This is a genomic window from Actinomadura sp. 9N215 (assembly GCF_044326345.1).
In the GTDB taxonomy this organism is placed as follows: Bacteria; Actinomycetota; Actinomycetes; order Streptosporangiales; family Streptosporangiaceae; genus Spirillospora.
The window spans coordinates 1-25,866 of record NZ_JBIRBA010000036.1 but is presented as its reverse complement, the minus strand read 5'-3'; the positions used below and the strand labels follow the sequence as shown (position 1 = coordinate 25,866).

General features: G+C 71.0%; 18 protein-coding genes and 1 pseudogene. 13 read left to right on the top strand and 6 right to left on the bottom strand.

Annotated features, from left to right (window positions below; translation table 11 throughout):
- The first annotated feature begins 4 nt into the window (after positions 1 to 4).
- Positions 5 to 703 (top strand): GntR family transcriptional regulator, encoded by a 699-nt coding sequence (locus ACH34T_RS39120; protein ID WP_396026046.1) that lies wholly within the window; start codon positions 5 to 7, stop codon positions 701 to 703.
- Between the two features lie 643 nt (positions 704 to 1,346).
- Positions 1,347 to 1,871, top strand: a pseudogene (locus ACH34T_RS39115) (response regulator); the annotation flags it as partial.
- Here the strand turns inward: ACH34T_RS39115 and ACH34T_RS39110 are convergent.
- From ACH34T_RS39110 to lanKC, 4 genes are all read right to left on the bottom strand, one after another.
- The gene (locus ACH34T_RS39110) at positions 1,797 to 3,764 is read right to left on the bottom strand and encodes an ATP-binding cassette domain-containing protein (protein ID WP_396026045.1); all 1,968 of its coding nucleotides are present in this window, start codon (positions 3,762 to 3,764) and stop codon (positions 1,797 to 1,799) included. The pseudogene ACH34T_RS39115 and the gene ACH34T_RS39110 overlap by 75 nt on opposite strands.
- Positions 3,761 to 5,608: an ATP-binding cassette domain-containing protein gene (locus ACH34T_RS39105; RefSeq protein ID WP_396026044.1), complete on the bottom strand. Its 1,848-nt coding sequence runs from the start codon at positions 5,606 to 5,608 to the stop codon at positions 3,761 to 3,763. Before ACH34T_RS39105 ends, ACH34T_RS39110 begins: the two co-directional genes overlap by 4 nt.
- Before the next feature lie 105 nt (positions 5,609 to 5,713).
- Complete coding sequence (locus ACH34T_RS39100; RefSeq protein ID WP_370671569.1) at positions 5,714 to 5,818, bottom strand: SapB/AmfS family lanthipeptide; 105 nt, start codon at positions 5,816 to 5,818, stop codon at positions 5,714 to 5,716.
- A gap of 25 nt (positions 5,819 to 5,843) precedes the next feature.
- Positions 5,844 to 8,444: a class III lanthionine synthetase LanKC gene (gene lanKC, locus ACH34T_RS39095; protein ID WP_396026043.1), complete on the bottom strand. Its 2,601-nt coding sequence runs from the start codon at positions 8,442 to 8,444 to the stop codon at positions 5,844 to 5,846.
- Between the two features lie 310 nt (positions 8,445 to 8,754).
- Here lanKC and ACH34T_RS39090 point away from each other — a divergent pair, with 310 nt between their 5' ends.
- Entirely contained in the window at positions 8,755 to 9,423 is a 669-nt protein-coding gene (locus tag ACH34T_RS39090) for a phosphotransferase (RefSeq protein ID WP_396026042.1), read from the top strand.
- Between the two features lie 190 nt (positions 9,424 to 9,613).
- Here the strand turns inward: ACH34T_RS39090 and ACH34T_RS39085 are convergent, their stop codons facing one another.
- A complete protein-coding gene (locus tag ACH34T_RS39085; RefSeq protein ID WP_396026041.1) occupies positions 9,614 to 12,256 on the bottom strand; it encodes a M14 family zinc carboxypeptidase in 2,643 nt (880 codons plus the stop codon).
- Between the two features lie 634 nt (positions 12,257 to 12,890).
- Between ACH34T_RS39085 and ACH34T_RS39080 the strand changes: the two genes are divergently transcribed.
- The 10 genes from ACH34T_RS39080 (at position 12,891) to ispG (ending at position 25,156) form a co-directional block, all read left to right on the top strand.
- Positions 12,891 to 13,451 (top strand): cupin domain-containing protein, encoded by a 561-nt coding sequence (locus tag ACH34T_RS39080; RefSeq protein ID WP_396026040.1) that lies wholly within the window; start codon positions 12,891 to 12,893, stop codon positions 13,449 to 13,451.
- Between the two features lie 15 nt (positions 13,452 to 13,466).
- A complete protein-coding gene (locus tag ACH34T_RS39075) occupies positions 13,467 to 14,609 on the top strand; it encodes a DegT/DnrJ/EryC1/StrS family aminotransferase (RefSeq protein WP_396026039.1) in 1,143 nt (380 codons plus the stop codon).
- A 109-nt stretch (positions 14,610 to 14,718) separates the two neighbouring features.
- On the top strand, positions 14,719 to 15,291 hold the full coding sequence (idi, locus tag ACH34T_RS39070) for an isopentenyl-diphosphate Delta-isomerase (RefSeq protein ID WP_396026038.1): 573 nt from the start codon (positions 14,719 to 14,721) through the stop codon (positions 15,289 to 15,291).
- Positions 15,292 to 15,366: 75 nt separating this feature from the next.
- Entirely contained in the window at positions 15,367 to 15,978 is a 612-nt protein-coding gene (gene wrbA / locus ACH34T_RS39065) for an NAD(P)H:quinone oxidoreductase (protein WP_396026037.1), read from the top strand.
- 226 nt (positions 15,979 to 16,204) lie between these two features.
- Positions 16,205 to 17,791 carry a class I adenylate-forming enzyme family protein gene (locus tag ACH34T_RS39060; protein ID WP_396026036.1) on the top strand — a complete coding sequence of 529 codons (1,587 nt, stop codon included), beginning with the start codon at positions 16,205 to 16,207 and terminating at the stop codon, positions 17,789 to 17,791.
- Between the two features lie 47 nt (positions 17,792 to 17,838).
- On the top strand, positions 17,839 to 18,915 hold the full coding sequence (locus ACH34T_RS39055; protein WP_396026035.1) for a methyltransferase: 1,077 nt from the start codon (positions 17,839 to 17,841) through the stop codon (positions 18,913 to 18,915).
- A 776-nt stretch (positions 18,916 to 19,691) separates the two neighbouring features.
- Positions 19,692 to 20,807 (top strand): type III polyketide synthase, encoded by a 1,116-nt coding sequence (locus ACH34T_RS39050; RefSeq protein ID WP_396026034.1) that lies wholly within the window; start codon positions 19,692 to 19,694, stop codon positions 20,805 to 20,807.
- Between the two features lie 51 nt (positions 20,808 to 20,858).
- Complete coding sequence (locus ACH34T_RS39045; RefSeq protein ID WP_396026033.1) at positions 20,859 to 21,842, top strand: 4-hydroxy-3-methylbut-2-enyl diphosphate reductase; 984 nt, start codon at positions 20,859 to 20,861, stop codon at positions 21,840 to 21,842.
- A 210-nt stretch (positions 21,843 to 22,052) separates the two neighbouring features.
- Complete coding sequence (locus ACH34T_RS39040) at positions 22,053 to 23,891, top strand: 1-deoxy-D-xylulose-5-phosphate synthase (RefSeq protein ID WP_396026032.1); 1,839 nt, start codon at positions 22,053 to 22,055, stop codon at positions 23,889 to 23,891.
- A 92-nt stretch (positions 23,892 to 23,983) separates the two neighbouring features.
- The gene (gene ispG, locus ACH34T_RS39035) at positions 23,984 to 25,156 is read left to right on the top strand and encodes a flavodoxin-dependent (E)-4-hydroxy-3-methylbut-2-enyl-diphosphate synthase (RefSeq protein WP_396026031.1); all 1,173 of its coding nucleotides are present in this window, start codon (positions 23,984 to 23,986) and stop codon (positions 25,154 to 25,156) included.
- Between the two features lie 222 nt (positions 25,157 to 25,378).
- Here the strand turns inward: ispG and ACH34T_RS39030 are convergent, their stop codons facing one another.
- Positions 25,379 to 25,567 carry a helix-turn-helix domain-containing protein gene (locus ACH34T_RS39030; protein ID WP_396026030.1) on the bottom strand — a complete coding sequence of 63 codons (189 nt, stop codon included), beginning with the start codon at positions 25,565 to 25,567 and terminating at the stop codon, positions 25,379 to 25,381.
- Positions 25,568 to 25,866: the final 299 nt, after the last annotated feature.

Sequence of the window (25,866 nt, the reverse complement as noted above, 5' to 3'; positions counted from 1 at the left end):
GGAAATGGCGAAGTCGAAGTCGGCGTCGGATGCGGGATCCGTCAGGTGGGCGGTGTCGCGCATCCGGGAAATGATCACCGTGATGGAACTCCTGCCGGGTCAGCAGATCCGGCAGGAGGACATGGCGTCGCGGCTGAACGTCAGCCGGGCGCCGATCCGGGAGGCGCTGGGCATCCTGCAAAGCGAGGGTGTGCTGGTGTACCAGCGCAACGTCGGCTACTCGGTGAAACGGCTGACCGTCCAGGATCTGGAGCAGGCGTACCTGATGCGGCGCGTCCTGGAACGCGAGGTCATCAATGCGCTGCCCGAGCTGACCGAGGCGCAGCTCGAAGAGCTTGAGAAGATCAACGACAGAATCAAGCAGGCCGGCGAGGCCGCCGACGTGCTGACCATTCAGCGGCTCAACAACGACTTTCACTTCTTCATCTTCCGGACGTCCGGTCTCGACCTGATCGTGGACGAGCTGCGCCGCATCTGGTCGCTGACCGAGGCGTACCGGTCGGTGTACCTCTACGAGGCCGACGCGCGGGAGCGGATCGTGCACGAGCACGCCTCGATCGTCGACGCGCTGCGCCGCGGCGACCGGGCGGCGGTCGTCGACCTGTCGGACCAGCATCGCAGCAGGGTGCCGAGCCGTCTGGCCGCGGTCTTCCCCGCCGAACGGCGCCCGCCCGACAGCGAGCGCCCCCCGGCCGCAGGCTGACCCCCTCCTGTCGGCGGGCCTCCCCTGTCGGCAGGCCCCCTGTCGGCGGGCCCTGTCGGCGGGCCTCGCCGCGGGCCTCCGCTCCTCCCGCGACCGCCGCCGGGCCCGTGGCATTGCCCGCCGGTGCCGGAACAGGAAAGCCAACCAAATTGATCGGAATATCCCGGTCACTTCGGCGGGGGTTGAATCTGCCCGCCGCCGGAAATGGCTAATAGTTCGGGGTCGTATGACCTGGCGGTTGTTGTATGGCGCGTCCAATGTGCGGGAACGGGAGGAGGCATCCGTTTTACTCGCCATTTACCTTGGCATTGCGGTTCGCCTGCGCCGTGCTCTCAGAACGTTTCAACCGCCGCCTTCCGCGAATTAACCGCGACTTCTAGGGCCGCGTCAAGGGCGGTTCGGCTCCCACCGGGAAAGGTTTTCCGGATCCGGCCACGCCGTTCTACGAAACGGGCTTTTCAAGGACGCGCTTCGGTTCGCCTAGAAAGGGGCTCCCGCGTGCCCGGTCGCGTTGCTGATCAGGACGGTCACGGCCGGGTGCTGTGGAAGATACGTCGCCGCCTCGACGATTCAACCCCGTACATCGAGGTCGAATTGACGCGAGACCGGACAATGGTTCACCCTTTCCGGGTGGAGCCGTGCCATGATTCGCATTTTCATCGCCGAGAGTGTAGGTCTCGTCCGCGGCGGGCTCACCGCCCTCCTCGACGGGGTGCCGGGCCTGAAGGTCGTCGGCACCGTCGATTCCGGTCGGAAGGTGCTGCAGGTCTGCCGGGAGTGCACCCCCGACGTCGCTTTGATCGACATCGATCTGCCGGGCCAGGACGGGTTCACCGTGACGCGGGCCATGCACGATGAGCTTCCCGAATGCGTCGCCGTCCTGATGGTCAACCGGCACCGGCCGGGCGACGTGCGGCGGGCGGTCGAGGCGCGGGCGGCGGGCCTGATGCTCAAGGACACCACGCTGGACGACCTCGTCCGGACGATCCAGCGCGTGGCCGACGGGGAGCGGGTCGTCGACACCGACCTGGTCTTCACCGAGCTGTCCACCGGCCGCAGCCCGCTGACCGAGCGCGAGCTGGAGGTCCTCGACCTAGCCGCCCGCGGGGCCACCGCGGCGCAGATAGCCGCCGCCCTCCGGCTGGAGATCGGGACGGTCCGCAACCACCTGTCCCGCATCAACCGCAAGGTCGGGGCGAGCAACCGGGTCCAGGCCATCCGGATCGCCCAGGAGGAGGGCTGGCTCTGAGCCCGCCTCCCCTATCGCTGCGCCGGGCGTCGCTGGCTGTGAGCCCGCCGTCCAGTGTCCGAGCAGGTCGCGGTAGAGCGGGCTGCGGGCGAGGAGCTCCTCGTGCCCGCCCAGGTCGGCGCGTGAGCCGTCCAGCACCAGGATCCGGCGGGCGCGCAGCGCGGAGCTCATCCGGTGCGCGATGACGATGAGCGTGCCGGGCCGGCGGGCGAACGCCTCCTCCGCCGCGTCCTCGGCGGCCGGGTCCAGATGGCAGCCGGCCTCGTCGAGGACGACCAGCGGCGCGGGCGCCAGGTAGGCGCGGCCCAGCGCGATCAGCTGGCGCTCCCCGGCCGACAGGGCGGACGGGTCGAGCCCGGCGCCGAGGCCGCCCGCCCGCAGCGTCAGCTCCTCCAGGCCGACCGCGATGACGGCCCGCGCGATCGCGGCGGGCGTGGCGTCGGGCGCGAGGTAGGTGAGGTTGTCGCGCAGGGTGCCGTCGAAGACGTACGCCTCCTGCGGGATGAGCACCCGGGTCCGCGGATCGCCCGCGGGACGGCCGTCCACCCGGATCCGTCCGGTGCCGGGGCGCAGCAGCCCGGCGATGAGCGCGGCGAGGGTCGACTTCCCGATGCCGCTCGGGCCGACCACCGCCAGGTGATCGCCGGGCGGGAGCGTCAGGTCCAGGTCCTGGATGACCGGCTCGGCGGCCGGACCGTAGGCGAACGTGACCGCCCGCATCTCCACCGCCGGTCGCGGAACGGAACCGCCGGAAGAGCCGCCGGAAGAGCCGCCGGACGAGACCGCGGACGGGACCGCAGGCGGCCGCGCATCGTCCAACGCGCCATCCTGTTCGCGCTCCGGCGCGCTCGTCTCCAGGATGCGGCCCAGCGTGACGGCCAGCCGCAGCCCGCTGCCGCCCATGCCGCGCACCATGCTCTCCAGCGCGGGGTGCAGCCCGTGCAGGACGTAGGTCAGCGCGCCGATCAGCGTGCCCGCCGTGGCGCCCCGGTGCACGAGCCACGGTGCGGCGCCCAGGATCAGCAGCGCCGGACCCCACCCGCCGATCGCGAGGGCCAGCGCCCGGACCGCCGCCATGCGCGCGACCGCGCGTCCGGCCGCGGCCTGCGCGTCCACCTCCTCGTCCAGGCCGGTTCGCAGGCCGTCCTCGGCGCCGCAGGCCACGACGTCGCGGAGTCCCTCGGCGAGGGCGGTGGTCCGCTCCGCGACGCGCTCCTCGCCGACGATCAGCCGGCGCTGCCGGACGGCCGCCGCGCCGAACACCGCGCCGAACAGCCCGAGCCCCAGCGCCAGCGGCGGGACGACCAGCAGCACGACCTCGGGCATCAGCGTCAGCATCCCGGCCAGCGCCCCCGCCGTCGCGAACAGGAATCCCCGCAGCACGATGAGGATCCCGCCGAAGGTGTCGCGGACGATCTCCACCTGGTGCGTGAGCCGCGCGACCGCGCCCGAGTCGGGCCCGCCGCGGACCGACCGCCGCAGCGCCGCGCCCGCCACCGCCCGCACCAGCTCGTCGCGGAACGGCTCGACGATCTGCGCGAGGGGCCGGTAGAGCCGCCGCGCCCCGACGGCCCCGGCCACGGCGGCGGCGGCCAGCGCGGCGAGCCAGCAGGCCGCGTCCACCGGGCGGCCGGTGCGGAAGGCGTCCACCGCGCGGGCGACGGCCTGCCCGAACACGACCGTCGGGACCGCCTCGGCCAGCGACCAGAACGCGAGCCGCGCCGTCGGCCGCGGCCGTGCCCGCATCGACGCGACCAGCAGCCGCACCAGCAGCCGGACGGTACCCCGCCGCGACGTCATCGCCGCCGTCATCCGCCTCTCACCCCGTTGACCCCGTCCATCTCGCCCACCCCGTTCACACCGCCCATCCCGTTCACGCCGTTCCCCCCGCTCACGCCGCTCGCTCCGAAGACGGCGCGGTAGGCGGGGTCGCGCCACAGGACGCGGTGCGGGCCCTGCGCGCGGACGCGTCCGCCGTCCAGCCAGACCACGAGGTCGGCGCGGGCGGCCGTGCCCGCCCGGTGGGCGATGATCAGCCGGGTCCGGTCGCTCAGCGGGCCGAGCAGCGCCTCGGTGATGCGCAGCTCTGTCGCGGTGTCCAGGCTGGACGTGGCGTCGTCCAGGATCAGCAGGCGCCCGGCGTGCGCGAACGCCCTGGCCAGCCCGAGCCGCTGCCGTTCCCCGCCCGACATCGGCACGTCCGCGAGCGGCGTGCCGTACTCCAGGGGCAGGCGGCGGATGAAGCCGTCCGCGCAGGCGGCCTCGGCGGCGGCCCGCAGCCGCGACTCCGGCGGCCGGTCCGGCCCGAACCCGATCGCGTCCAGGACCGTGTCGCCGAACAGGAACGGGCGGTCGAAGGCGTAGCCGACCGCCCGCCGCAGCGCCGTCCGGCCGAGCCGGGGGAGCGGGACGCCGTCCAGCCGCACCTCGCCCCGGTCCGGGTCGGTGAGCCGTCCGGCCAGCGCGGCCAGCAGCGACTTGCCGGCGCCCGAGCGGCCGACGACCGCGACCGCCGTGCCGCCCGGGATCACGAGGTCCAGATCGTGCAGCACGCCGCCCTTCGCGACCCCGCGGAACTCCAGCAGCCCGCCGCCCGGCCGCGGCTCGGCCGCGCCATGCGCGGGAACGGGCTCGGCGAGGACCTCACTGCCATGCGCGGGGACGGGCTCGGCGAGGACTTCGGCGGCGCGGCGCGTCCCGGCGCGGGCCCGGCCCAGCCGGACCAGGTTCGACAGCACAGGGCCGAACCCCGCGGCGAGCCCCGTGTACTGGACGGCCGCGACCAGCTCGCCGGGACTGATCCGTCCCGCCATGAGCTCCGCGCCCGCCACGCCCACCACCGCCACCTGGAGCAACAGCAGGGTGAGCAGCCCGCGCGCCGCGATCCTGCCCTGGGCGTCCCACGTCTCGTCGCCCTCGGCCCGCAGGTCGGGAAGCGGCGCGAGGACGCGGGCGAGCTCCCGGTCAGTGGTCTTCGCCGCGGCGATGGTCCTGGCGCCGCCGAGCGCCTCGGCAAGCCGGGCGGCGATCGTGCCCTGCAGCGCGAGGTAGCGGTGCACCGTCCGGGTGATGTCGCGGACGAACACGCGCAGCAGCAGCCCGACCAGCGGCAGCGCGACGGCGATGGTCAGCGCGATCCGCCAGTCGACGGCGGCGAGCACGGCCAGCGCCCCGGCCGGCGGCACCGCCGCGACGACCGCCTGCGTCGCCGCCACCGGCGCCACCCCCGCCTCGGCCGCGCCCGTCACGACGCGGCTGGTCACGTCCCCCGGACGGATGCGCAGCGCAGGCCCCGCGGCCAGCACGCGCCCCACGAGCAGCCGCCGCAGCCAGGCCGTCGCGCGGGCCTGGCCGCAGCCGGTCGCCAGCTCGCTGAGCACCTCCGCCGCCGCGGACGCGACGATCAGCGCCCCGCACAGCATCACCGCCGCGGACGCGCCGCCCCCGCTGCTGCCCCCGCCGAGCGCGGTGTCGACCGCCCCGGCCATCGCGATCGGCAGGAACGTGGCCGCCAGCGCGTCGGTCAGCGCCGCCGCGCCGAGCAGCGCGTTCCACCAGCCGCCGGTCCTGGCGGTGCGCAGCAGCAGCCGGTCCGCCTCCGCGAGGCGCGGCCGCCGGTGCGAGGCCGGAGGCCTGGTGACGGCTCTGGATGCCATGACCACTCCAACCGGGCCGCCCCCGCGAACCGGGACGGCCCTCAAAACCAGGGGCGGCCATGGCCCGGGGACCCGGGCCATGGCCGCCGTCTCTAGCGCTGGGCGTCAGCTGTCGCAGATCGTGACACTGGCCCGGCTACCGCAGTGCACGGAGAGGCTGCTGCGGCCAGGGTGATCGCTGTTCTCGACCGTCAGTCCCTGAAGGTCCATGAGCGCCATGTTCATTCACCTCCTTTCAGGCAGGGTTGTCGGGAGGAGCCACCGCGGACGACTCCACGGAAGGCCCCACGGCGGCTCCGGTCGGCCGGTACGACGGCGGACGGTGGAGGAAGGGAAGCCCCACCGGCCGGTCGTGCAGAGCAGAGCCGACGGCGAGCAGCACTCCCGCCGTACCGGTCGCCAGGTCCATGGAGAGCCGGTACAGGTGATCGCCGGGTGTCGCCAACCCGTCCTCATAAGGGAGCGCGTGCCAGGCCAGGTCGCGAATGTGCCGCGCGACCCACGGTTCCGCCCGGTCGTGCCGGGCGAGGTAGAGGATCATTCCGGCGCGGCCGGCGAACAGGCCGGCCTGCGCGTAGTAATGGGACATCGCCGCCAGGCGGATGCCGTCGCGCGCCGCGGCGAACTCCTCGTCCGAGCGGTGCGCCAGGTACTCGTCGACGGCCAGGCCGATGCCGACGCTGCCATGGTCGATGTAGGGCAGGACGCGGTGGCCGTCCTTGACCTGCAGGCCGTACTCGTCCTCGACGCAGCCCGCCAGATCGCGGCGCAGCGCCTCGGCGGCGCGGTCGAGCAGGAGCGGGTCGCCGGTCCGCTCGTACAGCCGGACGAACATCAGCGCCGCGCCCGACGCGCCGTGCAGCAGCCCGGGCCGCGGGGGCGGCGACTGCCCCGGACGGTCGGCGACGATCTCCGCCGCCTTCCACGCCGCCGCGCGCAGCTCCGCCTCGCCGGTGAAGTCCGCGAGGTGGTGGAGCACCAGCGCGTATCCGGGCAGTCCGCCGTAGAGGTCGTCGCCGAGCTTCTCCCAGGTCTCGCCGAGGCAGATCTCCGCCACGTCGAGCGCGGGCTGGACGTGCCCGAACCCGGCCAGGACGTACGCCGCGCCCTGGAGGCCGTCGTAGAGCCCGAGCCCGGTTCCGCGCGGGGGGTCGCAGGCACGCCGGGCGAGCCATTTCTCGTAGTCGGGCCATCGGCCGAGTCCCGTCGCGTCGAGGGTGTAGAGCACTCCGGCCGCGCCGTGCGCGAGGCCGAGCGTCGATCCGAAGAACTGCTCCACGTCGCCGGGGAACAGCCGGTCGTCGCGCTCCGGGGTGGCGGAGGCGAGGACGGCCCGGCTGAGTTCTCCCCGGACCCGAACCCAGCCCTGCCGGTCCGGGGAGAACTCGGGGGCGGCCTTCACCGCCCCCCGCGCCGATGCCGTGGCGGGCCGGGCGCCGCGGGTGATCTCCGCGACGGCCTCGTCCAGGAAGGCGGGGGCGACCGGGAACCACTCCTTGACCACCTCGGCGAGCTGCCGGGCCTTGTCGCGGTGCAGCACGAACAGCGTGGTCATCGGGAGGAACAGCGCGAGCCGCAGGCAGGCCAGGCTGTAGACGTCCACCTGGGCGCCGCGCCGGTCGGGCGGCGCGAGGAAGGCCGGGCTGGCGAGGGTCTGCCGTCCGTTCTCCCCGGCGGGCGCGGCGGTCTCGAAGTCGATCAGCGCGACGGAGTCGTCCGGGCGGACCATCACGTTGAACATGTGCAGGTCGTTGAAGACCACGCCGCGCCGGTGCATCTCGGCGATCACGCGCTCCACCCCGGCGTGGACGTGCAGCGCCCACGCCGTGTACTCGACGATCTTGTCGTGCGCCGGCTCGGGGTCCAGCAGCGGATGCCGTTCGGCGAAGAAGGTGTTGAGCGCCCTGCCCTCGATGAACTCCTGGACGAGGAAGTGGTGCTCGCCGAGCGTGAAGTAGTCGTGCACCATCGGCACGCCCTCGACGCCCGCGAGCCTGGTCAGGACGTCGCGCTCGCGCCGCAGCCGGGTGACCGCGTCCGCGTCGTCGGCGGCCAGGCCCGCATACGGCCGCGCCTCCTTGAGCACGACCTTCTCGCCGGTCCGCGTGTCGATCGCCGCGTACACCCCGCCGCCGTTCGAGAAGTGCAGCGCCTTCTCGATGCGGTAGGGGAGGTCGTGGGTCGTCGTGGCGGTCCTCGCCGCCATGTGCGGTTTCAGGCAGTCCGGGACCTTCACCCAGCCGGGCACGGTGAAGACGGGCTCGCGCCGATCGGGCACCAGCTCGCCCGCGCCGTTCTCCATCGCCGCGACGAGTTCGCCGCGTTCGTCGAGACATCGGCGCTCGGCGAATCCGCCGTAACGCACGTGCAGCGGCCCCTCGCCAATGCGCAGATCGCTGAGAATGTACGGTCCCGGCAGCCCGGAAAGGAGCGGGCCGAGGTCGGCGAGAATGCGTTCCAGCTGGCCCTCGTCCGCAGGGTAAATGGTGACGAGCTTTCCGCTCGAACCGCGCGGCGCGTATTTCGCGTTGCGCATCCGCAGCGTTCCGGGGCCGCGCAGGTGCTTGAACTGGATGCCGCGCGGGACGCAGTACCGCCAGGTGTGGCGGAGTATCTCGTCGGCGCTGTCCGCACACCCTGTCACGTGCACCTTCCAGCCCTGCGGCGGGGTCCGGTCGGCCGGCGGGATGTAGACCGTCCACTCGTCGCCCGACACCAGTTCCCAGCCCTCGGGAAGGGCGCGGTGGGATATTTCGTAATCGGTGTCACGCGTGACCGGAGGGGCGTCATAGAAATACCGGTCGGTGAGGCAGTAAAGCTCGTACTGCTTCCGCATGACCCGCTTCCTCTCGTTCGCTCGAAAGGAAAGATTTCAGCTCAATGGGGTGCAATGCAAGTAATGGAAGTCACAATTGCGCCGTTAAAACCTATCCCGCGGGCCGTGAGTGAAGATCCGTGAACCCCGCACGCCGCCGAGGACCGGCGGCGGGACCGGGCGGCCGCCACCGGAAAACCGGGTGCGCGGGCCGGGCCCATGGGATAGAACGCGGGGGTGGAAGAGCAACGGCTGCCCGGGGGCAGGCACGTGGGCGGGGTCCGCATCGGCGACACCGTCCACCGGCGGGCGAAATCCGTGGACGTCCACCGTGCACGCGCTGTTGCGCCATCTGGAGGACGCCGGGTTCACCGGTGCGCCCCGGGTGCTGGGCTTCGACGAGCAGGGGCGCGAGGTCCTGACCTTCCTGCACGGCGACACCATCGGCGAGCGCCATCCCTGGCCGGCGTGGCCGCATTCGGAGGAGGCGCTGCACCAGGTCGCCGCGTGGATGCGGTGGCTGCACGACCTCACGGCGGCCTACGTCCCGCCGGACGACGCGACCTGGTTCGCCGGAACCTGGCACCCCGGCCTGATCATCGGCCATCACGACGCCTCGCCGTACAACGCGGTGTGGGACGGCGGCGGTCTCGTCGGCTTCGTCGACTGGGACACCGCCGGGCCCTCGCCGCGCGAGTTCGACCTGGCCCACCTGGCACTGACCTGGGTGCCGCTGCACGCCCGGCGCGTCGCCGAGTTCCAGGGGTTCACGGCGTTCGAGGACCGGTCGCGCCGCCTGCACGTCCTGCTGGACGCCTACGGCTACGACGGCGACCGCACCGCCTTCGCCGGGGCCGTCATCGAACGGGCCCGCCGCCAGGCCGAAATCATCCGCAGGATGGTCCAGGGCGGCCAGACGCAGCTGCGTTCCTTCGCCGAAGACCTGGAGCAGGCCGCCACCGAGATCGAGGCCCTCCCGCCCTCGTTCTGGCGCGCCTGAAGCACCGGCCTACGGCCCGGAGTTGCGGCCGCGCTACCGGCTGACGCGGAGGAGGTCCCTGCGGCACGCGACGATCAAATCACCGCCCCGCGAACCCCGCATCGCATGACATCGATTCCAGTGCGGCGGCGCACGGAAGGGTGACCGCGGCCGGCGGGTCGGCGCGTCCCGCCGGCCGCGGTCGAGGGGGTCAGTCCCGCTCGTCCGCCGTGCCGGGGCGGCCCGGCTTCGACGGTCCCTGATAGATGGAGTTGACGATGATCGGCCAGGTCTGCCGCGGCCAGCTCCGGAAGGTGATCTCGCTGCCCGCGACCGTGGCGCTGCCCTCGCCGACCTCGAACGTCGCCACGTTGGCCAGGCCGTTCAGCGTCTCGGTGCCGTCCGCGTACCCGCTGACCAGCAGGTCTCCGCCGCCCGGGTACTTCGACGCCACCTGCCCTTCACCGGTGAGCTTGTACGCCGCGTCCCGGTTGAACCACACCGCGCCGGACTCCGGCATGCCCCAGGCCGCCGGGACCTTCGGGTCGTACGACGCCCGCAGCAGCGCGCCCGGCGCGTTGAGCTTCGCCGGATCGGACGGCGCCGCGTTGTCGATCGGCAGCTTGAGCAGCTGCCGCGCCGTCTCCGACGCGCTGCCGATCGCGACCAGGTTGCCGCCGCCGGACACGTAGTCCGCCAGCTTCGCCCAGCCGTCCTCGCCGACGCCGCGCGCCCACCTGAACTCCGGCGGGTTCTTCGCCGGGTCGAGGCCCTCGACGATGGTCCGCTTGGAGACGCCGTCGGCCAGCACGATCGTGTCGTACTTCCCGGCGAGGTCGCCGTAGTCGTCCGCGGACACCACCCTGTAGTCGATGCCGTTCGTGTCGAGCAGCCACGTCATCCAGCCGCCGGGCATGTTGTTGGCCCCGCGGACCAGCCCGACCTTCGTGCCGGGCTTGAGGGTGAAGCCGTCGACCTCGGGCATCTCGTCCGACCCGTACACCTGCAGGCCGGTGTCCGCCGACACGCCCTGCAGCACCTGCCGGGCCGCCGCCGTCGGCGGGACCACGACCGTGCCCGGTGCGAACGTCCGGCCCGCGGCCTCGAACTCCCCGGCCGACCGGAACGTCGGGACCCCGCCCTTCTGCAGGCGGGAGAGGACGTGCGCGACGCCGTACGACTCCGGCGCCACCAGGTACGCGCCGCGCGGCGCCGCCGGCATCCGCGCCTCCTGCGGCACCACCCGCTGGACCCGCTGCAATGACGCGCCGAACGCCTGCTCGACCGGGTCGACGTCCACGCCGAGCAGCAGCGCGACGTTGTCGGTGGTCTCGCTGTACGGCATGATCAGCGGGCACTGGCCGCACTTGCGCGCCGCCTGCTCCGGATACTTGTCGATCTCCAGGAGCTGGTCGATCCAGCGGCCGAGCGGCTGCCGGGTGCGCAGCACGTAGGAGCCCGCGGCGTACGTCTTGCCGCCCGCCGTGAACGGCGCCTTAGCCTGCTCGATCTCGACCCGCCCGAACTCGAAGATCCGCATCATCTCCAGGACCGCGAACGGGTCGCGCTGCCCCGCCGGGACCACGTACGCGTACGGCGTGCCCGGCTCGACGTCCGGCAGCCCCACCCCGTTGCGCGCCGTCTGGTACAGGTTGTTGAACAGCCACGACTCGGGGTTCTTCGCGACGTTCTCGATGCCCGCGTACGCGGCGGTCTTGCCGTAGGCGACGATCTGCTCCAGCGTCCAGGTGTTCCTGTCGTACGGCTGGAGCATCCGCATGGTCCGGTTCTGCGGGCCGAGCGGCTTGCCGTCGGACGACGTGAACGGGTACGCGAGGTCCTTCGCGCTCGCGATCTCGGTCAGGAACAGCGACGTGCCGAGGAACGTCGAGAACCCCATGACGTCGGCGTTCCAGAAGATGCCGTACGCGTCGTCGGTGCCGACGCCCTTCTTGTTCTCGGCGGTCAGCGCCCGCGCCGCCTGCTGGCCCTGCGTCGTCGCCGACTGGAGCGTGATCGGGTCGACCCCGCCGCCGAGCGGCTCGTCGTACGGGGGCGTCCACAGCCGCGGCCCGGTCGTCCCTGCTTGGTGCATGTAGTGCCCGACGACCGGACGGAACGTCTGCTCCAGCCGCACCCGCGTGCGGATCTCCCGCTGCGTGAACATGAACCAGTCGCGGTTGTCGTCGTGCCCGACGTACTTGTGGTATAGGTCCGGATAGACGCGGTTGTACTCGGTTCCCGCCGTCTTGTTGAAATGGTCGACGACGAGGTGCTGGCCGTCCGGGTTGCCGGACGGGATCACCATCAGCACCGCGTTGTCGAGCACGGTCTCGGTGTAGTCGGAGTCCTCGGTGGCGAACCGGTGCACGATGTCCACCAGCGCCTGCGTGTTGCCGACCTCGGTCGAGTGCAGGGTCCCCTCGATGAGGTAGACCGGCTTGCTCCGCTCGGACAGCCGGCGCGCCTCCTGCTCGGAGATCCCGCGCGGGTCGGCGAGCCGCTGGTTGTCCCGGACGATCTGCCCGAGGTTGCGCAGGTTCCGCGGCGAGCTCACGAACAGGACCGGATAGTCGTTGCCCATCGTCGTCTTGTCGGCGACCTGGTAGTTCACCCGGTCCGACCGGTCGGCGACAAGGCGGAAGTACTGCTTGATCTTGTCGAATCCGGCGAGCTTGCCGGTCGTGCCCATGGCGAACCCGAAGTAGCTCTGGGGCGCTGGAATGTGCTTGCCCTGCGCGTTGCGGCTCACCGAGGAGCCCGCGCCGAAGGCGTCGGCGTGCAGAGGCACGCCGACGACCATGACGAGGGCTACCAGGGCGGCCGCCGCGCGGGATGTGGCCCGCGACAGCATCCGGTCTCCTGATGGATGTGGGGGTACGGACACTGATCGATCAGTTGTGACCAGCGTGAATGGGGTTTGTCGATCAGTCAATGTCTTGATCGTCCCGTGCCGCACCCGTTACGCCGAACGACCGGATCCGGCCGTCGCGGAACGCTCCCGGCGGCCGCGGGACCCGGTCGCCGCGGGACGCCCACCGGTCGCCGAAGGACACTCCCCGGTCGCCGCAGGATGCCACCCGATCGCCGCCGTATGGCCCGGCGGAGGGTTGACAACCGGTCGGCGAAGAACCTATACCTAGACTCGCCTGCCTAGATTCCGCCCACCTTGTGGGTCTTACTCCAGACTCAAATGCAGGGGCGTCTCAATCTCGCAGTATTCCCTGATCCCGCGCCGTGACATGTTGCGATGAACCGCGGACACGACAGCGCCGGATCGGGCCGTGAGTGATCAGCTCCCCATCCTCCTTTTGATCGCCGGTGGCCAGGGACGATAAGACCCCGCACCGGAAGACCGCGCACCAGCCGGACCGCGGCTATTGGCGCCGCGGCCGTATTCGACGCGCCGTCACGGTATTCGCCGCGCAGCGCCGTCACCCCGATCTTGAGCGTGAATTCGCACATCCGACGACCAGGAAGCGAGTCGCATGAGTGGCCTCATAGTCCCGACCGGTCAAGGACGAAAGCTGATCACGAAGGCGCAGGAGATCACCTTCAAGGTCACCGGCGCGGACGGCTCCGCCGTGTCGTGCTTCGAGGTGGTGGTCCCGCCCGGGTTCGACGTGGGGGCGCACGTCCACGAGCGCTCGCAGGAGCTGTTCTACGTCCTGGAAGGCGAGCTCGACCTGCTGGCGTTCGAGCCGGTCGAGCGCATCGGGGAGAACTGGCAGGACTGGGAGTCGTCCGAGGGGGACCGGGTCGTCCGCGCGGGGCCCGGGAGCTGCATGTTCGTTCCGTCCGGCTGCCCGCACGCGTTCAAGAACGCCACCGGCGAACCGGCGCGGATGCTGTTCCAGAGCTATCCGTCACCCGATCACGAGCACTATTTCGAGGAGATCGTGGAGATCTTCTCGGCCGGCCGCTCCGTCGATTCGGGCGCCGTCCAGCGGATGCGTGAGCGATACGACGTCAGTCAGATCACGCCGCTCCGTTATACGCCGCCCGCCGCGCTCGTGAATTCCCATTCGGCAGCGGGACCCGAGGCGTAGCGGGAGATGACTTCGATGGAATCGATTCCCCTGGTGCACGCGAGCCTGGGCGAGCGGGAACTGGCGGCCGTCAAGGAGGTGTTCGCCTCCGAATGGCCGGCCGGTCAGGGGCCGCGGGGAAAGGCACTGGAACGGGAGCTGGCCGGGCATTTCGGGGTCGGCGAGGCGGTCGCGCTGAGCAGCTGCGCCGCCGCGCTGCACCTGAGCCTGCTCGCGCTCGGCGCCGGCCCGGGCGACGAGGTGATCGTCGCCGACTACACGTTCCCGGCCCCCGCCCACGCGGTGCGCTACGTCGACGCGGACCCGATCTTCGCCGACGTGCGCGCCGACACCGGCACGATCGACCCGGAGGCGGTCGCGGACCTGATCGGGCCGCGGACGGCGGGCGTGATCGCGGTCGACACCGTCGGCCTGCCCGCCGACTACGCGGAGCTGAAGTCGATCACCGACCGGCACGGGCTGTTCCTCGTCGAGGACGCCGCCTGCGCCGTCGGCGCGACCTACCAGGGACGCCCGGCGGGCGCGCTGGCGCCGGTCGCCTGCCTGTCCTTCCACGGACGCAAGGGCATCACCAGCGGGGAGGGCGGGGCCCTCCTCACCGGCGATCAGGCGCTGGCCGCGAACGTGCGGCTGCGGTCGTCCTTCGGCATCGGCGGCATCGCCGAACAGGCCCGCGTCATCGGCCTGCCCATCCCGGAGTTCACCGAGACCGGCTACAACTACAAGCTGTCCGACATCGCGGCCGCGATCCTCCAGGTCCAGCTGGGCCGGATCGAGGAACTCCTGGACCGCAGGCGCACGGTCGCGGCGCGCTACGCCGAACTGCTCAAGGACGAAGAGCTCGTCACGCTGCCGCACGTGCCGGACGACCGCACCCACGCCTGGCAGTCCTACATCCTGATGCTGGACCCGGGCGTGGACCGGGCGGCCGTCGCCGCCGACCTGCGGGCCCAAGGCATCGGCTGCGGCCACGGCACCTGGGCGAGCCACCTCCAGCCCGTGTACGAGACGGACCAGAAATGCCCCGTCTCGGCGGATCTCTTCCAGCGCGGCCTCGCGATCCCCATGCACGCCGAACTCACCCCGAACCAGGTCGAGCGGGTCGTGGACGTCCTGCGGGCCGCGCTGCGCGCCCATGCCGGTCCGCACACGGCCTAGGCGTCCGTCCACGAAGGCCGGTCACGGACGCCGGTCCCCGCGGCAGGCGTCCCCGGCCGGACGCCGGCGTGCCCGGGTGCAACCCATCACCGGAGGCGGTTGGCACACCATGGCTACTCGGGAATTGCAACTGGTGGAACTCGTCGACGCGGGCGGCGCCGCCACCGGCTCCTGCACGGTGGCCGAGGCGCACACCGCGCCCGGCCGGCTGCACCGGGCGTACTCGGTGGTCCTGCTGGACGATCTCGGCCGCGTCCTGGTCCAGCAGCGGGCCGCCGTGAAGACCAGGTTCGCGCTGCGCTGGGCCAACGCCTGCTGCGGGCATCCGGGCCCGGGGGAGGCCATGGTCGACGCCGCCGGCCTCCGCCTGACCGAGGAGATCGGGGTGCGCGGGGTGACGCTGCACCAGGCCGGCGTGTACCAGTACCGGGCCGAGGACCCGCGGACCGGCAAGGTCGAGCACGAGTACGACCACGTCCTGGTCGGCCGGGTCGCGGCGGACGCTCCGCTTCGGCCGGACCCCGCCGAGGCGGCCGACGTCCAGTGGCTCGCGCCTGATCGGCTCCGCGCGGACCTGGCCGACCGTCCGGACCGCTTCACGCCCTGGCTGGGCGGCGTCCTCGCGGTGGCGACCGAGGCCGCCGGCCGCCTGCCGGAGGCCGCCGCGCTCGACCTCCCGTAGCCCCGCGGCCCCATCGCGTGGACGGCACCCACCAGCACCAGCAGGCAGAACACGGGAAATGAAGGAAATCCGACCATGGAACCTGTGAACGCCGCGATCATCTACTACAGCTCGACCGGCACCGTGCACGCGCTGGCGGCGGCCGCGGCCGAGGGGGCGGAGAAGGCGGGCGCAAGCGTCCGGCTCCGCAAGGTCCCCGAGCTGGCCCCGCCGGAGGCGATCGCCGCCAACCCCGCCTGGGCCCGGCACATCGAGGACACCGCCGACGTAGCCGAGGCCGCCCTGGACGACCTGGAGTGGGCCGACGCCGTGCTGTTCGGCACCCCCACCCGCTTCGGCAACCCGGCCATGCAGCTCAAGGCGTTCATCGACACGACCGGCGGTCTGTGGCGGCATGGCGGCAAGCTCGCCGGGAAGGTGTACTCGGCCTTCACGTCCACCGGCACCGCCCACGGCGGGCAGGAGTCCACCATCCTGGCGCTGGGGAACGTGTTCTACCACTGGGGCGGCATCATCGTCCCGCCCGGCTACACCGACCCCGTCCAGTTCGAGCTCGGCAATCCCTACGGCACGTCCCACCGGGCCGCCGACGGACCTCCGGGCGACGTGCCGCTGCGGGCCGCCGGCTACCAGGCCCGGCGGGCCGTCGACGTCGCCGCCGCCCTCAAAGCGGGCCGCGCCGCCTAACCCCCCGCCCGCCACCGCACACCGCGCACCGTACGGCGCCGCGCGGCGCATGGTGCTGGGCGCCGCGCGGCGCGCCTTCCACCAGCACACGACCGACCCGCCAGCACACGACCGACACCCGCGCGGGCTCTGCCCGTCGAGCGGTCGCCCTCCCTCGCCCCCCAAGCCGGCGACGATTCGCACGCCAACGGACGCCGCCATCGAGCACCAAGGGAGTCAGTCCCCGATGAACGGTTCCACCGCCTACAAGTCGCTCCAGAAACGCGGACTCCACATCGGCCTCCTGCCGGAGATGGCCGCGGCCGTCAACGCCGCGACGCCGCTCACCCTCGACCACGACCTGGACGCCCTCCCCGAGGCGGGCCGGCACATGACGGTGTCCGACCTCGCCGACCACGTCGGCGACCTCGCCGCCCGGCTGTGGGCGGCCGGCGTCCGGCCCGGTGAACACGTCGTCGTCCACAAGACCGCCAACGCCGACGTCTGGGTGCTCGCCGCCGCGGCGTCCCGCATCGGGGCGGTCCCCGTGATGCTGTCGCCCGCCCTGGACGCCGCGACCGTCGGCACCCTGATCAAGCGGGTCGACCAGCCGAGCCTGCTCACCGACGAGCGCAAGTTCGACGCGCTCGCCGACGTGCCGCTCGCGGAGCTGACCAAGCGGGTGATCATCGTGGCGGGAGAGCGCCCGGGGACGGAGTCGCTCGCCAAGCTCGCCGGCTCGCCGCCGGTCCGGCCGGTGGTCCGGCAGATCGACGAGGCCGCCGTGATCACCCACACCTCGGGCACGACCGGGCTGCCGAAGCTCGTCGTGCACACGCCCCGCACCCAGGCCGTGCGCCTCATCCCGCAGTGGCGGCTCCTCTCCATGCTGCGCAGGAAGGAGACCGTCGCGATCCACATCTCGTTCGTGCACTCCCGGTTCGTCGCGGCGATGGCGCTGGCGCTCCTGAAGGAGATGCCGGTGCTGCTCATGAACGAGTCCGAGCCCGACACCGTCGCGAAGCTGTTCCTCGAACACCGGCCGGGCTTCATCGAGGCGCTGCCCAACTCGCTCATGGAATGGGAGGGCCTGGCCGACGACCTGCGCAAGCCGTTCGCGTCCGTCAAATACTTCAGCAGCACGTTCGACGCCATCCACCCGAGGACGATGAGCCGGCTGCTCAAGTCGTCCGGACGGCGCGGCGCCCTGTTCTTCCAGATCTACGGCCAGAGCGAGGTCGGCCCGGCGGTCGGCCGCGCCTACTTCCGCAACTCCGCCCACAAGGCGAACGGACGCTGCGTCGGCTGGGCGATGCCGCGGGGCTGCGCGAAGATCCGCCTGGTGAGCCGGGACGGCAACCCGGTGTCCGAGCAGAACCCCGGCTACATCGAGGTCGCGTGGCCCGGGCTGGCGAAGACCTACTTCGCCGAGCAGGACCGGTACGACGAGAACCGGTTCGGCGAATGGTGGCGGACCGGGGACGTCGGCTACCGCACCAAGCTCGGCTGCCTGCACATGCTCGACCGCGAGGTCGACATGATCGTCGGAGTCCGCAGTTCCCTGGAGGTCGAGGATCTCCTGCTGGGCAGGCTGAACGAGCTGAGCGAGCTCGTCGTGATCCAGGGCCCGGAGTCCGAGCCGATCCCGGTGCTCTGCACCACCGACGACACGCCGCTGGACCGGGACCGCTGGCGCGCCGCCGTCACCGACTTCCCCCAGCTGGCCGACCCGATCCAGATCCCGCGGGCCGAACTCCCGCGGACCGCGACGCTGAAGGTGCAGCGGATCGCGCTGTCCCACCGCCTCAAGGAACGGCTGGAAGACCGGGCATGACGCGTGCTCGACCGGCGCCGAACACCGAACTCGAAAGGGCCTGTGTGATGACTGCGGATGCCACGCTCGCGCGATTTCGTGAATTCATGGTGGGACCGACGCGGTTCATGACGCTGTTGTCATGTTTCGAGCTCGGTCTGATCGACGCCATCCGGACCCGTCCCGGGCAGAACGCGGCCGAGCTCGGCGCGGCGGTCGGTGTCCGCCCGGACGCGGTGGAGCAGTTGTTGTTCCTGCTGGTCAAGGAGGGCTTCGTCACCCACGACACGGGCACCGGCGGCGGCGGGTATGCGCTGGGCGCGCTGGCCGAGGTCGCCGAGCGGGACCTGAAGCGGGCGTTGACGTACATGAACATGATCAAGGTGGTGGCGTTGCGGCAGTTGTTCTATCTGACCGAGAGCGCCCGTGCTGGGGCGCTGGTGGGGTTGAAGGAGTTCTACGGCGCCGAGGGCACCCTGTACGGGGCGGTGGCCGAACACCAGGACCTGCGTGAGTCGTGGGCCACGCTGATGGACACCGTCACCGCGAACATCGATCCGTGGTTCTTCGGCACCATCGACCTTCCCGCCGGGGCGCGGGTGTTGGATCTGGCCGGTAACACCGGGCTGGGCGCGGTGCACGCGCACCGGTTCAAGCCGGATGCCGGGTTGCGGGTGACCACGTTCGATCTGCCCGACAAGGAGCAGGAGTGCCTGGCGACGTTCCGTGCGCACGGGCTTCAGGAGGTGTGCTCGTTTGTCGGGGGTGATGTCTTCGAGGGTGTCCCGGGCGGGTTCGAGGCGGTGTTGGTCAAGCATTTCCTGGACATGTTCGATCGGGAGGCGGTGTTGCGGATCTTGGCGGGGGTGTACGGGGCGTTGGAGGTAGGTGGTCAGGTTCATGTGCTGGTGCCGGTGTATCCGGAGGATCTGACCGAGGCGGGTAACTACAACGTGGACTTCTTCCCGGCGTTCTTCGTCGGTTGCACGATGGGGCAGGGCGGGCCGCAGAAGTTGTCGACCTATCGGGGCTGGTTGGAGGAGTCGGGGTTCAAGGTGACCAGAGCGGTGACCAAGGACGCGGCCGAGTTGCCCCCGGACGTCATCCCGGTCCCGGCCGTCCTCAGCGCCACCAAAACCGAATGACCAGCCGGTTCTGAAATCCTCCTGACCGGCTGGATAGGAAATCCTCCGAAACGGCGCCCACACGAACGTGCTGCGCTTCGTTCATGATCAGATCAGGCACCGTTCACCGACAACCAGACGGATTCTCACATCTGGAAGGAAGGGCGCCATCTGAATGCATTCAGACGACTCGGGGTCTTGACGACCAGAGGCGAAGAATCCATACTTAGAATGGCAGCCATTGGGGTCCGACCACACGGAGACGGCTCAATGTCGGCAGTCCTCAAGCCGAGGGCGACCATCGTCCGCCGCGCACTCGCGTGGCGCCGGCGATGGACGACGCCGGCGGAAGCCAGGCTGGTCAGCGCCATGACCCCAGCACCAACCCTGCGAGATCCCCTCCCGCGAAAAGGATTTCTCACGCACTAGGGACGCCGTGTCGACACGCCACGGCAAAGAGCGGCGCCGGACCGAGTGACCATTCCCGAACGCGAGCCGTATTCGCCATACCGTCCCCTGGCCGTTCACCACCAAGGGGACGGATCTGACGCCCCAGCGAACGATGCCGTGACCTTAGATGGCGCGCGCATGCGCTGCGGGAGAAAGACACCGACTCGGGTCGCCTTCATCGTCGGCCGACCACGGCCGAGAGCGGCCACCCGAGTCGAGCGATGGCCGCCCGAACCGGCGGCCGAGCCGGACCCTGGAGGCGCCGCGCGGCGGTGCCGCAGCCCGACCTTGCTGTCGCCCAACTGGACGTACAAACGTGTGGGCTTTGAAGAAAGTAGATCCCAGACATGCCAACGCTGTGCAGGCCGTCAGTCAGTGTGCCGGAGTATGTCATCACCATGGAAGAGACTCTGGAATTCGCAAAAAGAGTCCATGGAGGAAAACCGCAGCTTCCGTTGGCGCTTCGACTGATCCAGAACACGGGAGTGCAGAAGCGGCACATCGTACAGCCCATCGAAGAAGCACTCCGCCACCCGGGCTTCGAGGAACGTAACCGCATCTACGAGTCCGAATCCAAGAAGCGCTGCCCCGAGGTCATCGAACAGGCCCTGGCGAACGCCGCGCTGACGGCGCGCGACATCGACGCCATCATCTACGTGTCCTGCACGGGCTTTCTCATGCCGTCGCTCACCGCATGGCTGATCAACAGCATGGGGTTCCGGTTCGACACCCGGCAGATACCCATCGCCCAGCTGGGCTGCGCGGCGGGCGCCGCGGCGATCAACCGCGCCCAGGAGTTCTGCATCGCGCATCCGCAGAGCAACGTCCTGATCGTCTCGTGCGAGCTGTGCTCGCTGTGCTACCAGCCCGAGGACGACATGGTCGGCGCGCTGCTGTCCGACGGGCTGTTCGGTGACGCCGTCGCCGCCGCCGTCGTGCGGGGCACCGGCGGCACCGGCATGACGCTGGAGCGCAACTCCTCGTATCTCATTCCCAACACCGAGGAATGGATCTCCTACGCCGTCCGCGACACCGGCTTCCACTTCCAGCTGGACCGCCGGGTGCCAGGGACGATGAAGCCGCTCGCCCCGGTGCTGCGGGAACTCGCCGCGAGCCACGGCTGGGACGTCCGCAACCTCGACTTCTACCTCATCCACGCCGGCGGCCCGCGCATCCTCGACGACCTCTCCAAGTTCCTCGATCTCGATCGCGGCATGTTCCGTCACAGCTGGTCGACCCTGACCGAGTACGGCAACATCGCCAGCGCCGTGGTGCTCGAAGCGCTGCGCAGGCTGTTCGACGAGGACCTCCTGACGTCGGGCGCCACCGGCATGATCGCGGGCTTCGGTCCCGGCATCACCGCCGAGATGTCGGTGGGCCGCTGGACCGTCGACACATCCGCCGACACGTCCCAGGAGATGGATCGGGGCCGACCCGATGCATTGACGTCCTACCTCCAGTGAGGGCGCCGGGTCCGTGAGTCCAATCTGTACCGACTCTTCTTGAGAGGAATCATGTCGTTTTCGCGAGGTCGGGTTCTGCTGGCCAAGCCGCGTGGGTTTTGCGCGGGGGTGGAGCGGGCGGTCAAGACGGTGGAGGTGTGTCTGGACAAGTACGGGCCTCCGGTCTATGTGCGTAAGCAGATCGTGCACAACCTTCATGTGGTGCGGTCGCTGGAGGAGCGGGGTGTGGTGTTCGTGGAGGAGACCGATGAGGTCCCCGCGGGCGCGATCGTGGTGTTCTCCGCGCACGGTGTCGCGCCGACGGTGCACACCGAGGCGGAGGTGCGGAGTTTGACCACGATCGATGCGACGTGTCCGCTGGTGGGCAAGGTGCATCGGGAGGCGGTCCGGTTCGCCGAGGCGGGTTACGACATTCTGCTGATCGGGCACGAGGGCCACGAGGAGGTCATCGGCACCGTCGGTGAGGCGCCCGACCATATCCATCTGGTCGATGGCCCCGATGATGTGGCCAATGTCGAGGTGCGCGACCCTGACCGGGTGGCGTGGTTGTCGCAGACGACGTTGTCGGTGGATGAGACGTTGGCGACGGTGGCGGCGTTGCGGCGGCGGTTTCCGAATCTGTTGGATCCGCCGTCGGATGATATTTGTTATGCGGCGCAGAATCGGCAGTCGGCGGTGAAGGAGATCGCTGTGGGTTCTGATTTGGTGGTGGTGGTGGGGTCGGCGAATTCGTCGAATTCGGTGCGGTTGGTGGAGGTGGCCAAGGAGCATGGGGCGGCTGCGGCGTATTTGGTGGATCAGGCGCAGGAGATCGAGGAGTCGTGGCTTGTGGGGGTGGGGACGGTCGGGGTGACCAGTGGCGCCTCGGTGCCGGACGAGCCGGTGCAGGGTGTGCTGGACTGGCTGGCCGAGCGCGGGTTCGACGACGTCCAGGACGTTGAGCTGGTCAAGGAGACCATGCACTTCGCGCTGCCCCGCGAACTCCAACTCCACGAATCAGGCACCACCACGACCCCGGCAACGGACCTCCTCTGACAGTCCGCTCCGCCGACTCGCCCACCGCCGACTCGCCCACCGCCGACTCCCGCTCCGCCGACTCCCCCTTCCCCAACGCGACAACGCAGTCGTTCACAACGTCGACGTCCCGACCCGGCCGACCCGGCGCCTGCCTGCTCCCGGAGCGCGCCGTCTGGTTCAAGCCCGGCGCCCCAGGACGGAAGACCGGTACGGAAGAGAGGACCACGAATGGCACTGCTGGACAGCATCAGCGGCCCGGCCGACCTGCACGACCTGCCGGCGGCCGACCTGCCCGCGCTGGCGGAGGAGATCCGCGAGTTCGTCGTGCGGACGGTGTCCCGCACCGGCGGGCACCTGGGCCCCAACCTGGGCATGGTCGAGCTGACGGTCGCGCTGCACCGGGTGTTCACCTCGCCCCGCGACAGGATCGTCTTCGACACCGGGCACCAGGCGTACGTGCACAAGCTGCTCACCGGCCGGGCCGACTTCGACCGGCTCCGCCAGCGCGGCGGCCTGTCCGGGTACCCGTCGCAGGCCGAATCGGCGCACGACCTGGTGGAGAACTCGCACGCGTCCACCGCGCTCGCCTACGCCGACGGCCTGGCCAAGGCCAACCAGCGGCGCGGGTTCGCCGACCGGTCCGTGGTCGCGCTGATCGGAGACGGCGCGCTGACCGGCGGGCTGGCCCTGGAGGGGCTCAACAACCTCGCCGGCGCCCCCGACCGCCCGGTGATCGTCGTCCTCAACGACAACGGCCGCTCGTACGCCCCCACCGTCGGCGGGCTCGGCCACCACCTGCACAAGCTGCGGACGTCGTCCGACTCCTGGCTGGAGTGCTACACCCGCGACGGCCACCCGACCGCCGACAACCTGTTCACGCACCTCGGCTTCGCCTACATCGGTCCCGTCGACGGCCACGACGTCGCCGCCTGCGAGCGGGCGCTCCAGGCGGCCCGCGACCTGCGCCGCCCCGTCGTCGTGCACGCCGTCACCAGCAAGGGCCGCGGATACGCGCCCGCCGAGAACGACCAGGCCGACCACATGCACGGCATCGGCAAGATCGACCCGGCCACCGGAAAGGGCGCCAAGTCGTCCGGCGTCTCCTGGACGAAGGTGTTCTCCGAGGAGCTGTGCGCGATCGGCGGGGAGCGCGAGAACGTCGTCGCCATCACCGCCGCCATGCCCGGGCCCACCGGGCTGAGCGCCTTCGCGAACCGGTTCCCCGGCCGGATGTACGACGTCGGCATCGCCGAACAGCACGCCGCCTGCTCGGCAGCCGGGCTGGCCCTCGGCGGCCTCCATCCCGTCGTCGCGGTCTACTCGACGTTCCTCAACCGCGCCTTCGACCAGGTCATCATGGACATCGCCCTGCATCGCCTGCCGGTGACGTTCGTGCTGGACAGGGCCGGGATCACCGGGCCGGACGGGCCGAGCCACCACGGCATGTGGGACCTGTCCATCCTCGGCGTCGTCCCCGGCCTGCGGGTCGCCGCGCCCCGCGACGCGGCCCGGCTCCGCGACCTCCTCCGGGAAGCCGTCGACGTCACCGACGGGCCGACCGTCCTGCGCTTCCCGAAGGCCACCGCCGGGCCGGACATCGACGCCATCGCCCGGGTCGACGGCATCGACGTGCTGCGCCGCAGCCGGAGCCGTCCCCTCGACGTCCTCATCGTCGCCGTCGGGACGCTCGCCGACGCCTGCCTCCAGGCCGCCGGCATCCTCGAAGACCACGGCGTCGGGGTCACCGTCGTCGATCCGCGCTGGGTGATCCCGGTCAACCCCGCTCTCGCCGGCCTCGCCGCCCGCCACACCCTCGTCGTCACCGCCGAGGACAGCAGCCGCACGGGCGGGACGGGGTCGTTGCTCGCCCAGGCCTGCGCCGACGCCGGGGTGCGAACTCCGGTCCGCAACCTCGGGCTGCCTCGCGCCTTCGTCGAACACGGCGACAGGTCCGACCTTCTGGCCGACGCCGGGCTGTCCGGCGAGCAGATCGCGCGGGCCGTCCGCCGCTACCTCGCCGACCTCAACGATCCCGAGGCGGCCCGTACGGAGCGGAGCCCGCGCTGACCGCCGTTGACGGCACACCCCGGGACGATGCGCCGGCCGCCGCACGTGGCCGGTCCCGGAGCCATACGACCGAACGGAGAGGATGATCACGCATGGTGGACATAGGGATGCCCCAGGTGCCCCCGGCACTCGCCCCGCGCCGGGTGAGCCGGGAGCTGAAACTGGGTCATGACGACCGGGCCGTGCTCGTCGGCGGCGCGGCGCCGGTGAGCGTGCAGTCGATGACCACGACGGTGACGGCGGACGTGAACGCGACGCTCCAGCAGATCGCGGAGCTGACGGCGTCCGGATGCCAGATCGTGCGGGTGGCGGTGCCCTCCGCCGACGACGCCGAGGCGCTGCCGGAGATCGCCCGCAAGTCGCAGATCCCGGTGATAGCCGACATCCACTTCCAGCCGCGGTACGTGTTCGCGGCGATCGACGCCGGGTGCGCCGCGGTGCGCGTCAACCCGGGGAACATCAAGGCCTTCGACGACAAGGTGGCGGAGATCGCGAAGGCCGCGGGCGAGGCGCGGGTGCCGATCCGGATCGGGGTGAACGCGGGGTCGCTGGACAAGCGGCTGCTGGCCAAGTACGGCAGCGCCACCGCGGACGCGCTGGTCGAGTCGGCGCTGTGGGAGTGCTCGCTGTTCGAGGAGTACGGGTTCCGGGACCTGAAGATCTCCGTCAAGCACCACGACCCGGTGGTGATGGTCACGGCGTACCGGAAGCTGGCCGCCGCCTGCGACTACCCGCTGCACCTGGGGGTGACCGAGGCCGGGCCCCAGTTCCAGGGGACGGTGAAGTCGGCGGTCGCGTTCGGGGCCCTGCTGGCGGAGGGGATCGGGGACACGATCCGCGTGTCGCTGTCGGCGCCGCCGGTCGAGGAGGTCAAGGTCGGGACCGCGATTCTGGAGTCGCTCGGGCTGCGGAAGCGCCGCCTGGAGATCGTGTCGTGTCCGTCCTGCGGCCGGGCGCAGGTGGACGTGTACAAGCTCGCCGACGAGGTCACCGCCGGGCTGGACGGGCTGGAGGTGCCGCTGCGGGTCGCGGTGATGGGCTGCGTCGTCAACGGCCCCGGCGAGGCCCGCGAGGCCGACCTCGGCGTCGCCTCCGGCAACGGCAAGGGCCAGATCTTCGTCAAGGGCGAGGTGGTCGCCACCGTCCCCGAGTCCAAGATCGTCGAAACCCTGATCGAGGAGGCCCTGCGGCTGGCCGAAGAGAGCGGCGGCGACGACGGGACGCCGTCCGGCAAGCCAGAGGTCATCACGGTCGGGCCGTCCTGACCCAGAGCGACGCCTAAGACATCCTCCGCACGCGCCCAGACCTGCGAGTGCGCGACCCTGCGGGAGCCCGGAGGCGGAGGTCCTCCGGGACATCCGACAGGTCACCTACCGAACACCTGTATAGAGCTCATTCCGTTTCTGGACGCTTCATCGACGAATATTGCCGAACAAGACGCACACGACTCCGCCACCCGTCGACGATCACCGGAGCACCCGCCCGGCCTATGATCCCTTGGCGGACGGATCGAGGGTGGCCATGACGTCGTCGGGGTGGTAGTAGACACGGCGGTTGTGGGTGTAGCGGCGCCATTTCGACTCGTGGGCGTAACGGTATATTGTGCCTTTGGGAATATTCCAGATGGCGGCGACGTCATCGACGGTCAGGCCGATCTTCTGGTTTTCGCCCTTCACCGTGCAACCCCTCTTTCATGGCCTTGCTACCGAGCATGGGAGACATCGCCCCGAAGGGGCGAAAGCTGGGACACCTGATGTTTCGTCCGGAACCGGGAGGCCCCCGTGCCGGACCGCGCCGAATTCGGGTGGACCACCGATCGCGGGACCGATCGCGGGACCGATCGCGGGACCGATCGCGGGACCGATCGCGGGTCGCACCGACCGCGTCGGTACGCCCCCGCCTCGCGCCGCCGATCTGCCGCCTGGCTGGGAGCACGACATGACCAGCGCTCGCGGTGTCGACGTGCTGACCGAGG